This window comes from Micromonospora craterilacus (assembly GCF_003236315.1).
GTDB lineage: Bacteria > Actinomycetota > Actinomycetes > Mycobacteriales > Micromonosporaceae > Micromonospora > Micromonospora craterilacus.
In genome coordinates this window covers 1-11,905 of the sequence record NZ_POTY01000222.1, presented here as the reverse complement: position 1 = coordinate 11,905, position 11,905 = coordinate 1, and the positions used below count along the sequence as shown (strand labels likewise).

Here is an 11,905-nt window from a genome sequence, read left to right as displayed (position 1 = left end):
GGGTCGGGCTGGGACGGGAGCGGCAGCCATCCCACGGTGACCGCCATCGGGCTAGACGAGGTGCTGGCCGCCGTCGACGAGGTGGAACGAGCGGTGCGGGCGGACCGTGCGGTTGCGGCGTAGCGATCCGGGCCGGCCGGGGTACGAGCGGCGCCGGCGGGGTCCGGGCTGGTCGTTCCTGGACCCGCGCGGTGAGCCGGTCCGCGATCCCGACGAGCTGGCCCGGCTGCGGGCGCTGGTCATTCCGCCGGCCTGGCGCGAGGTCTGGATCTCGCCCTACCCCAACGGGCACATCCAGGCCACCGGCGTCGACGCCGCCGGCCGCAAGCAGTACCTCTACCACCCGATCTGGCGGCAGCGACGGGACGAGGCGAAGTTCGACCACGTGCTGGAGGTGGCCCGCCGGCTGCCGGTGCTGCGCCATCGGGTCGGCAACGACCTGGCCGGCCGGGGGCTGCGCCGGGAGCGGGTGCTGGCGACGGTGACCCGGCTGCTCGACATGGGCACCTTCCGGGTCGGCAGCGACCAGTACGCCGCCGGCGACGACCCGACGTTCGGGGTGGCCACCCTGCGCCCCGAGCACGCCCGGTCGCGGCAGGGCTGCGTGGTCTTCGAGTTCCCGGCCAAGGGCGGCGTCGAGCAGGTACGGCTGGTCTCCGACCCCGAGCTGTGCCAGGTGCTGACCCACCTGCGCCGCCGGCGACGGGCGGCGGACCGGCTGTTCGGCTACTGGGACGGGCGCGACTGGCGGGACGTACGGGCCGACGAGGTCAACGACTACCTGCGTGAGGCCAGCGGCGGGGAGATGACCGCGAAGGACTTCCGCACCTGGCACGCGACGGTTCGCGCGGCGACCGAGCTGGCCGCGCTCGGGTCGCCCCGTTCGGTGACGGCCCGGCGGCGGGCGGTGGTGGCGGTGATGCGGCAGGTGGCCGACCTGCTCGGGAACACTCCGACGGTGGCGCGGGCGTCCTACGTGGACCCTCGGGTGGTCGACCTGTTCCACGACGGGGTGGTGGCGCCGGTGGCCGGGGACATCTCCCGGGAGCAGGCCGAGCAGGCGGTGCTGACCCTGCTGGAGCGGGCCTGAGCGCGCCGGGCGGCGTCACGGCTGGGCGGCGGCGCGGGCCTGAATCAGTGTCTCGACGCCGTCGAGCACCCGGCCGAGGCCGAACCGCCACTCCGCGTCGTAGTAGTCCTCCTCCTCGTCGTCCGCCTCGGTCAGCAGCTCGTGGATTGCCGGGTACGGGCCGGAGGCGGTGAGCCGGGCCAGATGCTGCCAGTAGTGCTGGCCCACCTCGTCGGGCGTCTGCCCGGTGCGGGCCGCGGCCTCGGCGAGGTCGGCGGTGGTGTTGGCCCAGCTGCGGGTGTACCCGCTGACCAGCATGACGGTGGAGATCCGCTCGGCGCCGCGCAGGCCGGTGCCGCGTAGCGCGGCGAGTCCGTACTCCAACCAGCGCACCTGGTTGGGGTTGATCGGCGGGCCGCTGAGCGGCACGTGCCGGATCCAGGGCTCCCGGCGTAGCGCGGCGAGGTTCGCCTCGGCCCACCGGGTGAGTGCCGGCCGCCAGCCCTCGCCGGGGGCACGCGGCGGGGCTGGCGGCCCGAAGGCAGTGTCGATCATGAGGTCGAGCAGGTCCTGCTTGGTCGGCACGTACCGGTAGAGCGACATCGTCGCCACGCCCAACTCGCTGGCCACCCGGCTCATCGACACCGCCGGTAGGCCCTCGGCCTGGGCGACCCGGATGCCGGCGGCGACCAGCTGCGTCAGGCTGAGGCTGCGCTTCGGACCTCGACTGGGGCGGTTACGCAGCCCCCAGGCGAGCGCGATGCTCTCGGGCAGTTCGACGTTCTCAGGCAGCTCGACGTCGGGGCTGTCCACCCACACCTCCCAGGCCGGTCTTGACCGTCATCCTAACTTCTGCGTATGGTCTACGCATTACAGCGTATGTCATACGCAGATTACGGAGGGTGATTATGGTGAACGGGCCGCCAGCGGTCGAACTGGTCGACCTGCGCAAGTCCTTCGGTGATCTCGTCGTCCTCGACGGCCTGACCATGCGGGTGGCCACCGGCGGTGTGCACGCCCTGCTGGGCCAGAACGGGGCGGGCAAGACCACCACGGTGCGGATCCTGGCCACGCTGACCCGGCCGGACTCGGGCAGCGCCCGGGTCGCGGGTCACGACGTGGTGCGCGAGCGGCGGCGGGTGCGGCGGACGATCAGCCTCGCCGGCCAGCACGCGGCCCTGGACGACGGGCAGACCGGCGCCGAGAACCTGACCATGCTGGCCCGACTGTCCGGGCTGTCCGGGCCGGCGGCCCGCGACCGCGCCGGCACGCTGCTGGAGCGCTTCGACCTGACCGACGCCGCCGGCCGCCGGGTGGTGACCTACTCCGGTGGGATGCGGCGCCGCCTCGACCTGGCGGCCAGCCTGGTCGGCACCCCGTCGGTGATCTTCCTGGACGAGCCCACCACCGGTCTCGACCTGCGCAGTCGGCAGGGGCTGTGGGAGGTGATCGGCGAGTTGGCCGGGGCCGGGGTGACCGTGCTGCTCACCACGCAGTACCTGGAGGAGGCCGATCAGCTCGCCGACCGGATCACGGTGCTGCACCACGGCGGGCTCGCCGCCGAGGGGACGGCCGCCGAGCTCAAGAGCCGGTTCGGGGCGCAGCGACTGGAGCTGGCCTGGCGTGACGCGGCCGGCTTCGCCGAGGCGGAGCGTCGGCTGGGGGACCGGCTGACCCACCGCGATCCGGCCCGGTTGGCGCTGTCGGTGGCCACCGACGGCAGCGGGCCACAGGTACGCAGCCTGCTCGACGAGGTCGACCCGGACCGGCACGGGGTGGTCCGGTTCAACGTCCGGGAGGCGACCCTCGACGACGTCTTCCTCACCCTCACCGGCCAACCGGTGACCCCGGAGAGGGAGGTGGCCAATGTCTGAGCTGACCGTCCGGCGGACGCAGGCAGCGGTGATGATCGGCCGTTGTGTCCGGCTGTCCCGGCGCAACGTCGACGCGCTGCTCACCTCGCTGCTGCTGCCGGTGATCCTGATGCTGTTCTTCGTCTACCTCTTCGGTGGGGCGATCGACACCGGCTCCGCGTACGTGACCTATGTGGTGCCCGGCGTACTGCTGCTCTGCGCCGGTTTCGGTGCGGCGGGCACCGCGGTCAGCGTCACCACCGACCTGACCAACGGCATGATCGAGCGTCTGCGCACGATGGACGTCGGCGCCACCTCGATCGTCGCCGGGCACGTGCTGGCGAGCGTCGCACGCAACCTGGTCTCCACGGCGCTGGTGTTGGCGGTCGCCGTCGCCATCGGGTTCCGGCCGGCCGTCGCACCGCTGCGCTGGCTGGCCGCCGTCGGGGTGCTGCTGTTGTTCGTGCTGGCGGTGTCCTGGCTGTCGGCCGCGTTCGGCTTGCTGGCCCGCACACCCGAGGCGGCCAGCGGTTACACCTTCCTGGTGATGTTCCTGCCGTACCCGAGCAGCGCCTTCGTGCCGGTCGAGACCTTGCCCAGCTGGCTGCGCGGATTCGCGGAGCACCAGCCCGTCACGTCGGTCATCGAGTCCCTGCGCGGGCTGCTGCTGGACACCCCGGTCGGCTCGGCGCCGGCCCGGGCGGCGGCCTGGTGCCTCGGTCTGCTGGCCCTCGCGGTGGTGCTCTCCGCGGTGCTGTTCCGGCGCCGGATCGCCTGAGCCGGATGCGGGTACGGCGGCTCCGGGGGGTGTCGCCGTACCCGGGGCGTGGGTGGAAGGTCGGCCTTCCACCCACGCGCCGTCAGTCGTCGAGGACCTGCGCCAGCCGGTCGCGGAAGCGCCGCTCCGAGGCGGTGACCACGCTGCCGCCCAGGCCCAGGATGCCGCCGCTGGCGGCGGCACCGACGACCTGGTCGGCGATCTCCACCAGCCAGTGCCGGTACGCGCCGGCCTCGCCCTCGTCCACCTTGGCCGCCAGCAGCGCCGACGCCGCCTTCGCCCGGCCCAGCACGTCCTCGGCGTAGGACCGCGGGTCGTCGGGCGCGATGGCCGGCAGTTCCTCACCGGCCTCCGGGTCGCCCACCCGGGCCACCAGCTCGCCGGCCACCGCCGCGACCAGCGGGCTGGCCGACTCCCGGCCGGTGGAGATGGTCTCCAGGCCGGCGGCGCTCTCGGCCATCGTCGCCCGGGTGCCGTCGGACTCGGCGGCGCTCGCCGCGGTGAGCACCGACTGCGGCAGGCCGACCAGCAGCCCCCATTCCTCGTCGGAGAAACCGAAACCGGTGTACGCCGGTTCTTCGATCACGGCTGTGTCCCTCCCGCTCGTCGTCCATGTCCGCACCGCGTCGTCCGGCCACTTTCCCCTGAGCCGCGGCGCGGCCGACCCAGGTTAGTCGAGTATCAGCAGCCCCTGTTCGGACACCACGCTGACCGACAGCGTCTTGTACCCGACCTCGTCGAAAAGCACCGTCATCCGGCCCTCCTCGTAGCTGAGCACCAGTCCCGCGCCCCACTCCGGATGCCGGACCTGGCTGTGCACGGGGAACGGTCCGACCGCGCCGTCGTCGGCCGCGCTGGTGCCGGCGTGGCAGTTGTCGCAGTGCCCGCAGATCGCGGTCATCTGCTCGCCGAAGTAGGCCAGCAACGCCTGTCCCCGGCAGGCGCTGGTCTCGGCGAAGGCCCGCATCATGTCGGTACGCGAGCGGGTCAGGGTCTGCTGCCGCTCGGCCTCGGCCAATGCCGCCGCGGCGGCGTCCACCGGGGTGGGGGAGTAGCGCGGCGCGCCGACCCGCTGTCCGGCCCGGGCCTGCGCGGCGCCGACCTGCTCCAGCAGGGCGAGGAACTGACCGAGCTTGCGTGGGCCCAGGCCGGTGACCTCGCGCAGCTCCTTCTTGGTGGTGGGTGCGCGGCGCAGCAGCGCGGCCAGGTCGCGTAGCTCGGTGGCGTCGGGCAGTCCGCCGCTGAAGTAGCGTTGCAGCCCGACGTCCTCGGCCTGCCACAGCAGCAGTACGCGGGCCGGCTGGCCGTCCCGCCCGGCCCGGCCGATCTCCTGGAAGTAGCTGTCCGGCGAGTCGGGCAGCGCCATGTGCACCACCCAGGCGATGTTCGGCTTGTCGATGCCCATGCCGAACGCCGAGGTCGCCACCATGATGGGCACCCGGTCGGCGAGGAACGCCTCGTGCAGCCGGGTGCGGGCGGTGCTCGGCATCCCGCCGTGGTAGTGGTGGGCGGGGAAGCCGGCGTCGGTGAGGCGACCGGCCAGTTCCTCCGCCGCTCGGCGGGTGGGCACATAGATGATGCCCGGCCGGTTGTCCTCGCGCAGCAGCGCGATCAGCCGTCGCCACCGGTAGTCCTCGGTGGGGCAGTGCGCCACCTCGAGGAAGAGGTTGGGCCGGTCCAGTCCGGACACCACGATCTCGGGCTTGCGTAGCCGCAGCCGGGCCACGATGTCGTCGCGTACCGGCGGGGAGGCGGTGGCGGTCAGCGCGACCACCGGTGGCCGGCCCAGGTCGTCGATGAGCTGACCGAGCGCCAGGTAGTCCGGGCGGAAGTCGTGTCCCCAGGCGGAGATGCAGTGTGCCTCGTCGATCGCCACCAGGGCCGGTCCGAGTGCGCGCACCTCGGCCAGCCGGTCGGGGTTGGTCAGCTGTTCCGGGGTGATGAACAGGAACTCGGCCCGCCGGTCGCGGATCTCGGCGATCGCCTCGGCCTGCTGGGCCGGCGTTTCGTCCGAGCTGATCCGTACCGCCCGCAGCTCGGGTCGTTGCCGCTCGTTGAGCGCCGCTATCTGGTCCTGTTGCAGGGCGAGCAATGGTGAGATCACCACGGTCGGGCCGGGAATCAGGCTGGCCGGGATCTGGTAGATCGCCGACTTGCCGGCACCGGTGGGCAGCACCACCAGGGCGTCGCGCCGCTTCATCACGGCCCGCATCGGGGCCAGCTGATTCGGGCGCAGGGTGGTCCAGCCGAACAGGCTGCGCGCCGCGCGGCGCAACGACATCGAGTGCGTGGTCAGCTTCATCGAGGGCCGCAGGTACCCGGGTGCGCCGGTGACGAAACCCGTGGGGGCGGACATCGGCCGGGGCCCGGCCGGGCTCAGCGCAACCGGGGCAGCACGTCGCGTTGGTACAGGTCGAGCAGTCCCTGCCAGTTCGGCCCGGTGTTGGTCACGTATAGCTCGTCGAAGCCGGCCTTCGCGTACGCGTCGATCTTCGCCAGGTGTGCCTCGGCGTCGTTGCCGCAGACGAACGCCGACCGCATCGCTTCCGGGTCGACCAGTCGGGCGGCCTGCTCGAAGTGGCGCGGCGAGGGCAGCACCTGCAACAGCTCGCCCGGGATGGCGCTGGTCGGCCACCGCTGGTACGCGAGCCGCATGCCCTCCTCCTCGGTCGGCGCGTACGCGGCCTTGAAGCCGCCCTGGCACGGCTTGTCGCCCCCGCCGTTCGCCCGGAACCGGCGGACCGATTCGGCGTCGGGTGTGGTGTTGACGAAGCCGTCGCCCAGCCGGGCGGCGAGGTCCACCGCCTTGGGGCCGAACGCGGAGACGTAGACCGGTGGGGGAGTCTCGGGCCGGGTGTAGATCCGTGCGTGCTCCACCCGGTAGTGCCGGCCGTAGTGGTTGACGAAACCGCCGCGCCACAGTTTCCGCATCACCTCGACCGCTTCCTCCAGCATTTCCAGCCGGACGCCGGCCTGCGGCCACGGGCCGCCGAGGATGTGCTCGTTGAGCGCCTCCCCGGAGCCCACGCCGAGGACGAACCGCCCGGAGTGCAGCACCGCGCTGGTCGCCGCGGCCTGGGCCAGCACCGCCGGATGGAGTCGTACGGTCGGGCAGGTCACCGCCGTGGTGACCGGGAGCCGGCAGACCTGGCTCAGCGCCCCGATCATCGACCAGACGAACGGGCTCTGCCCCTGCGCGTCCGTCCAGGGGTGGTAGTGGTCGGAGATCCACAGCCCTTCGAACCCGGCCCGCTCGGCGGCCTGGGCCTGCGCCAGCAGTTCCGCGGGCGGGTACTCCTCTGTGGACAGGAGGTAGCCGATCTTCATCTCTCCCCCTCGCCGTGGTGGTGCCTGCGCCAGGCGGTACCCGAGCCGGCGCCGGTCACACCATGTGGCGGGGGTCAGCGGCGGAACATCGCCCGGATCGCGGCGAACAGCAGCAGTCCGCCGACCACCAGGCCGAGCAGGCGTACGCCGGGGATGTCGGCCGGACTCGTCGCGTCGGCCAGCAGCAGCGGGTCCATCCCCGCACTCTGGCCGGACCATGGCACCCAAGGCAACTGTAAGGTTTATTGACTAATTGGGTGGCGCGGTGTGACCATGTCTGCACCGCCGGCTGGCGGGTTGTCCGCGGCGGAGATGACGGGGGTACGAAAACCGCATGAGCGAGCGTCAGCGAGCGAATCATCGGTGCAGTGCGGTGGTGCCTCAGGCCGGCACAGAGCGCAGCGGAGTGCCGGCATGAGCGACCGATCTGTCCGGCTCCGCGCACCGAACGGCAACCTGGCGGCGTTGGCGGCCGCAGTTCTACAGCCCGGTTTCGTCGGCACCGTCCCACCCGCCTGGATACGCCGCTGGCTCGGCGACGGGCTCGGATCGGTGGTGCTGTTCAGCCGCAACGTCGTCGACCCGGAGCAGGTCGCCGCGCTCACCGCCGCGCTGCGCGCGGAGCGCCCCGACGTGATCGTCGCCATCGACGAGGAAGCCGGGGACGTCACCCGCATCGAGTCCGGCCGGGGCAGCACCCGCCCGGGCAACCTCGCCCTCGGGGCGGTGGACGACCCGGCGCTCACCGAGGAGGTCGCCCGCGACCTCGGCGTCGAACTCGCCGCCGCCGGGATCACGCTAAACTACGCGCCCGACGCCGACGTCAACTCGAACCCGGACAATCCGGTGATCGGCGTCCGTTCGTTCGGCGCCGAGCCGTCGCTGGTCGCCCGGCACACCACCGCCTGGGTACGCGGCCTGCAGTCCGGCGGGGTCGCCGCCTGCGCCAAACACTTCCCGGGCCACGGTGACACCCGGGTCGACTCGCACCACGACCTGCCCCGGATCAGCGCCGACCGGGCCCGGCTGGACGCCGTCGAGCTGGCCCCGTTCCGGGCCGCCGTCGCGGCGGGCGTGCAGGCGGTGATGACCGGGCACCTGCTGGTGCCGGCGCTGGATCCACAGCTGCCGGCCACCCTGAGCGGGCGGATCCTGGGCGGCCTGCTGCGTGAGGAGATGGGCTTCCACGGTGTCGTGGTGACCGACGCGGTGGAGATGCGAGCGGTGACGGACCGGTACGGCTTCGCCGGTGCGGCGGTCCGGGCTCTCGCCGCCGGCGCCGACGCGATCTGTGTCGGCGGCGAGCACGCCGACGAGGAGACGGCCCGTTATCTGCGGGACGCCATCGTCGACGCGGTCGTCGCCGGGGAACTGCCCGAGGAACGGTTGACCGAGGCGGCGAAGCGGGTCGGCCAGCTCGCCGCCTGGACGGTGGCCGCCCGCGCCCGCCTCGACGCCACCACGGCCCCCGAAGCCACGGCCGGCGGCGGTGCCGGTTCCAGGGTCGGGCTGGCCGCCGCGCGGCGCGCAATCCGGGTCACCACCGCCACCGGGGGCGCCGCCGCGCTGCCGCTGGTCGGCCCCGCACACGTGGTGGAGTTCGAGCCACCGCACAACATCGCGATCGGGGCGGAGACCCCCTGGGGGGTGGCCGCCCCGCTGGCCGCCCTCGTGCCGGGCACCACCAGCGCCCGCTACGCCGAGACCGCGGTGCCCACCGAACCGACCGCCGGTGCCGCCGGCCGGCCCATCGTCCTGGTCGTGCGCGACCTGCACCGGCACGACTGGATGCGGGCCGCGGTCGACCGGGCGCTGGCCGCCCGGCCGGACGCGGTGGTGGTGGAACTCGGCGTGCCCGCGCTGGTCACCGGCCCGGTGCACGTCGCCACCCACGGCGCCACCCGGGCCGCCGGGCTGGCCGCGGCCGAACTGCTCAGCGGGGCCGCCGTCAGCCCAGGCTGGTGACCAGGTCGGCGTACTCGGGATGGCGCTCGATGAAGGCGGCCATGAACGTGCACTGCGGCACCACCCGGCCGCCCTGCGCCCGGACCTGGTCCAGCGTGCCGCGCATCAGCGCCGAGCCGACGCCCATGTTCTGGAACGCCGAATCCACCTCGGTGTGGCTGAAGACCAGCACCTCGCCGCGCGGCAGGTAGGTGGTGAACCCGGCCAGCGCGTTGTCGACCAGGATCTCGAAGCGGTGTTTGGCGGGGTTGTCCTCGACCAGCATGCTCACCCGCCCATTGTCCACCGGCCGCCGACGGCCCCGTTGCGGTTCGCCTGCGTCTCGTACCCTTGGCCGCGTGACGACGCCATCCTCCGCCGCTAAGACCCCGCACTCTCGTACCCGCAAGGCCCTCGGCCTGCTGGCCGGCCTCGCGCTCGGCGCGGCCCTGCTGGCCGGTTGCAGCTCCGAGGGGGCCAGCACCGACTGCGGGCTGGACGCCTGCACGGTGACCTTCGACCGGGGGGTGGAGGCCCGGGCCAACGTCTTCGGCGTCGAGGCTCGGCTGGTCGGCGCCCAGGACGAGCAGGTCACCGTCGAGGTCGCCGGCGAGCAGCTGTCGCTGACCGTCGGCGAGCAGGCAGCCGACGTCGGCGGTCTCGCCGTCACCCTGGACAGCATCACCGACTCCGAGGTCAAGGTCCGGATCGCCCGGTAGCCGCCCGGCTCGATCCGCTGGCCGGCCGCCGCCCACGGGTGGCGGTCGGCCACGTTTGGAAATCTTCGCGCCCGGAGATTGAGGCGCCATGTCTCTCACCCGGAACGCCGAGGCCGCCGCCGCCCGTACGGCTGGCAGCCGGTGGCTGGCACTCCTCGCCCGGGCCGGTTTCGTCGGCTACGGGATCGTGCACCTGTTGTTCGGCTGGCTGGCGCTGCAGATCGCGTTCGGCAACTCGGCCGACGACGGCGACCAGTCCGGCGCGCTGCGTACCCTCGCCGCGCAGCCGATGGGCCGGGTCCTCGTCGTCGCCATCGCCGTCGGGCTGCTCGCCATGGCGATCTGGCAGGCCCTGGAGGCGGCCGTCGGGCATCGCGCCGAACGGGGCAACGACCGGCGCCAGGAGCGGGTCGTCTCGGCCGCCCGGGCGGTCGTCTACCTCTGGCTGGCCTGGACGGCCGTCAAGGTCTTCGCCAGGGCCAACTCCGACAGCGCGGCACAGCAGGAGGAACTCACCGCCCGCCTGATGGAGTCCGCCGGCGGCCGGTGGCTGGTCGGTGTCGCCGGTCTGGCCCTCGCCGGGTTCGGCGTCGGGATGGTGGTCTACGGCGTGCGGAAGAAGTTCCTGAAGCGCCTGAAGACGGGCGAGATGAGCGCCCGGATCAGCCGGCTCGCCCGCCGGCTCGGCATGGCCGGCTACGTCGCCCGGGGCAGCGCGTTCGCCACCACCGGCCTGCTGGTCGTGCTGGCCGCGGTCGACTACGACCCGGAGAAGGCCCGTGGCCTGGACGCCGCGCTGCGAATGCTGCGCGACCAGTCGTACGGCACGATCCTGCTCGCGCTGATCGCGCTGGGGCTCGCCGCCTTCGGCGCGTACTGCTTCCTCCAGGCCCGGTACCGGAAGGTCTGAACCTCCCTCCGGTGGCCGGCGACGACGATCCGGGGCAACATTGCCCCTTTGTTCGGATCTTGCCGTCGGGCCGGAAGGAGAAGTACACGTGCACAGCTACCTCGTAACGGTCGTCGCCGCGCTCGCCGCGGCGGCGATCGCTTCTGCCGTGGTCGAGGTGGTGCATCGCCTGGCCAGGCGGTGGGGCCGCCGGTCGTTGCTGATGAGCCAGCTGACCCAGCACGCGCACCGGGCCGCGCAGGTCGCCGCCACGGTGCTCGCCGTGCAGTTCGCCGTCCGCCTCAGCACCGGGTACGCGGTCGGCACCGCGTGGCGGCAGGTGCTGCTGCACCTGTTGGTGCTCGCCGTCATCGCGGCCACCGCCTGGCTGGTCACCGCCCTGCTGGCGGTGGTCGAGGACACCGCGCTGGCCCGGTTCCGGGTGGACGTGCCGGACAACCGGCATGCCCGTCGGGTACGCACCCAGGTCGTCATGCTGCGTCGGGTGACCATCGCGGTGATCGTCGTCCTCACCGTCGGCGTGATGCTGATGACCTTCCCGGCCGTGCGGGGCATCGGCGCCGGCGTGCTGACCAGTGCCGGTGTGGTCGGTGTGGTCGCCGCGCTGGCCGCGCAGAGCCTGCTGGGCAACGTCTTCGCCGGCCTGCAACTCGCCTTCAGCGACGCGGTACGCCTCGACGACGTGGTCGTGGTCGAGGGCGAGTGGGGCCGGATCGAGGAGCTGACGCTCAGCTACGTGGTGGTCCAGATCTGGGACGACCGGCGACTGATCCTGCCCACCTCCTACTTCACCAGCACCCCGTTCCAGAACTGGACGCGTACCGAGGCGGCTGTGCTCGGCACCGCCGAGTTCGAGGTCGACTGGTCGGTACCGGTGCAGGCCATGCGGGAGGAACTGCGCCGCCTGGTGGAGAGCACCGAGCTGTGGGACGGTCGGGTCTGCGTACTGCAGGTGACCGAGGCGACCGGCGGCATGATCAAGCTCCGCGCCCTGGTGAGCGCCGCCAGCGCCGGCGCGCTGTGGGACCTGCGCTGCCTGGTTCGGGAGCACCTGGTGGCGTGGGTACGCGACCACCGGCCCACCGCGATGCCGCGACTGCGCGCCGAGGTCGGTGACGGCGCGGCCACCCTGCCCTGGCAGTGGGTGCAGCCACGCCGTTCGCCGCGTCGCCCGGCCGAGGCCGAGGTGCCCGACGACGCCCGCCTCTTCGGCGGCAGCGACGACGGCGAGGCCCGCAGCGAAGCCTTCGTCGGCCCCGACGAACCCGCCGAAGCCCGCCGCTGACCCTGCCCCCACCATCCCCT

The 11,905-nt window shown here is 73.0% G+C and carries 13 protein-coding genes; 7 read left to right on the top strand and 6 right to left on the bottom strand.

The annotated features are described in order from the left end of the window. Positions 1-106: 106 nt before the first annotated feature. Entirely contained in the window at positions 107-1,090 is a 984-nt protein-coding gene (locus tag C1I95_RS26735; protein ID WP_111217851.1) for a DNA topoisomerase IB, read from the top strand. Positions 1,091-1,105: 15 nt separating this feature from the next. Here C1I95_RS26735 and C1I95_RS26730 read toward each other — a convergent pair whose 3' ends face one another. Continuing rightward, positions 1,106-1,882: a TetR/AcrR family transcriptional regulator gene (locus C1I95_RS26730; RefSeq protein WP_158566479.1), complete on the bottom strand. Its 777-nt coding sequence runs from the start codon at positions 1,880-1,882 to the stop codon at positions 1,106-1,108. Between the two features lie 95 nt (positions 1,883-1,977). Between C1I95_RS26730 and C1I95_RS26725 the strand changes: the two genes are divergently transcribed. Both C1I95_RS26725 and C1I95_RS26720 read left to right on the top strand, forming a co-directional pair. Beyond that, complete coding sequence (locus C1I95_RS26725; protein ID WP_199523922.1) at positions 1,978-2,943, top strand: ATP-binding cassette domain-containing protein; 966 nt, start codon at positions 1,978-1,980, stop codon at positions 2,941-2,943. Then, positions 2,936-3,700, top strand: a complete 765-nt coding sequence (locus C1I95_RS26720) for an ABC transporter permease (protein ID WP_111217847.1) — start codon at positions 2,936-2,938, stop codon at positions 3,698-3,700. The genes C1I95_RS26725 and C1I95_RS26720 overlap by 8 nt, the downstream gene beginning before the upstream one ends. Positions 3,701-3,782: 82 nt before the next feature. On the opposite strand, the gene C1I95_RS26715 is transcribed toward C1I95_RS26720, so the two are convergent. From C1I95_RS26715 to C1I95_RS36960, 4 genes are all read right to left on the bottom strand, one after another. Continuing rightward, positions 3,783-4,286, bottom strand: coding sequence for a hypothetical protein (locus tag C1I95_RS26715; protein WP_111217845.1), 504 nt, complete (start codon positions 4,284-4,286; stop codon positions 3,783-3,785). Positions 4,287-4,370: 84 nt separating this feature from the next. Next, the gene (locus C1I95_RS26710; protein ID WP_111217853.1) at positions 4,371-6,002 is read right to left on the bottom strand and encodes a RecQ family ATP-dependent DNA helicase; all 1,632 of its coding nucleotides are present in this window, start codon (positions 6,000-6,002) and stop codon (positions 4,371-4,373) included. 74 nt (positions 6,003-6,076) lie between these two features. After that, on the bottom strand, positions 6,077-7,027 hold the full coding sequence (locus C1I95_RS26705) for a TIGR03557 family F420-dependent LLM class oxidoreductase (protein WP_111217843.1): 951 nt from the start codon (positions 7,025-7,027) through the stop codon (positions 6,077-6,079). Positions 7,028-7,101: 74 nt separating this feature from the next. After that, positions 7,102-7,224, bottom strand: a complete 123-nt coding sequence (locus tag C1I95_RS36960; protein ID WP_267900720.1) for a hypothetical protein — start codon at positions 7,222-7,224, stop codon at positions 7,102-7,104. Positions 7,225-7,441: 217 nt separating this feature from the next. Here C1I95_RS36960 and C1I95_RS26700 point away from each other — a divergent pair, with 217 nt between their 5' ends. Beyond that, positions 7,442-8,992 carry a glycoside hydrolase family 3 protein gene (locus tag C1I95_RS26700; protein ID WP_111217841.1) on the top strand — a complete coding sequence of 517 codons (1,551 nt, stop codon included), beginning with the start codon at positions 7,442-7,444 and terminating at the stop codon, positions 8,990-8,992. On the opposite strand, the gene C1I95_RS26695 is transcribed toward C1I95_RS26700, so the two are convergent. Further along, positions 8,976-9,257, bottom strand: coding sequence for a GNAT family N-acetyltransferase (locus C1I95_RS26695; RefSeq protein WP_233513901.1), 282 nt, complete (start codon positions 9,255-9,257; stop codon positions 8,976-8,978). The genes C1I95_RS26700 and C1I95_RS26695 overlap by 17 nt on opposite strands. A 73-nt stretch (positions 9,258-9,330) precedes the next feature. Here C1I95_RS26695 and C1I95_RS26690 point away from each other — a divergent pair, with 73 nt between their 5' ends. The 3 genes from C1I95_RS26690 (at position 9,331) to C1I95_RS26680 (ending at position 11,885) form a co-directional block, all read left to right on the top strand. Next, a complete protein-coding gene (locus C1I95_RS26690) occupies positions 9,331-9,690 on the top strand; it encodes a hypothetical protein (RefSeq protein ID WP_111217838.1) in 360 nt (119 codons plus the stop codon). 88 nt (positions 9,691-9,778) lie between these two features. Further along, positions 9,779-10,600: a DUF1206 domain-containing protein gene (locus C1I95_RS26685; RefSeq protein ID WP_111217836.1), complete on the top strand. Its 822-nt coding sequence runs from the start codon at positions 9,779-9,781 to the stop codon at positions 10,598-10,600. 88 nt (positions 10,601-10,688) lie between these two features. Continuing rightward, positions 10,689-11,885, top strand: a complete 1,197-nt coding sequence (locus tag C1I95_RS26680) for a mechanosensitive ion channel family protein (RefSeq protein ID WP_111217834.1) — start codon at positions 10,689-10,691, stop codon at positions 11,883-11,885. The last annotated feature ends 20 nt before the right edge of the window (positions 11,886-11,905 follow it).